General features: G+C 58.8%; 1 protein-coding gene. It reads left to right on the forward strand.

The annotated features are described in order from the left end of the window. Positions 1–474 precede the first annotated feature (474 nt). The coding region (locus EN932_RS37120) for a cyclic nucleotide-binding domain-containing protein (protein WP_128369575.1) at positions 475–865 on the forward strand (391 nt) is incomplete at its 3' end.

Below are 865 nucleotides of genomic sequence, written 5' to 3' on the forward strand. Positions count from 1 at the left end.
GTCTGGCGGCTCTAAGAGTGAGTGCCGTCGCGGTGAAATGGCTGGACGTGGCTTGGCGGTGCCGAATTTGCTGCAGCATCTGCAGTCGTGCGTTTGTAAACAAGGCGTATGACAAAGGCGAAGTATGCGACTTGCAGAATGAGCAGGTCGATAATCGTCCAGCCTGCCGCGCTCCAGACTGAACCCGTTGCCGCGTAGGCCCACAGACCCACAATTGCTGACGTCAAAAACATTCCGACCAGGAATTGCGCAAGATACATCGCTGTCCACCGGCCGTTTCGATGCAAGATTTCGAAACGACTCCCGTTTGCTATCGCCCAAAGCGAAGGAGGACTTAAGCGACCGGCGCGCCTGGGCACTTGATATGGATCAACAATCCGCACGACTAGGTAGTTTCCCTTAGGGACAAAACCGAATTTCGCGACCTGCGGATTCGCGCGATTGCTGTGTCACGGAACAACCGGGAACACAGCCATGCACGCTTACTCCGCATCCAGAATTTCATTGCCGTCGCATTCTGCTCAGCCGAGCCTGCCAGCGGCCTTTGGCTCGGAACCGCAACAGCCCGTCAACTTCTTTCCCGCCGGTTCGGAGATTTATGCTCAAGGCGAGAAGGCCGGCGCTTTCTACCAGGTCGAATTCGGCGCCGTGCGCATCTACCGTCTGCTCGCGGACGGCCGCCGGCAGATCAGCGCCTTCCACCTCGCCGGAGAGACTTTCGGCTTCGAAGCCGACACGAAGCATCATTTCTTCGCCGAAGCGATCAATGCCACCGGGGTACGCGCCTTCCGCTTCAGCGCTGGAGCGGACATGTCCCATAAGCTGCTGCCCCTGGCGCTCAAGGGCCTGACGAGGGCGCAGGAGC

The sequence above is a fragment of the Mesorhizobium sp. M7A.F.Ca.US.002.01.1.1 genome, from assembly GCF_004022955.1.
Taxonomy (GTDB): Bacteria; Pseudomonadota; Alphaproteobacteria; order Rhizobiales; family Rhizobiaceae; genus Mesorhizobium; species Mesorhizobium ciceri.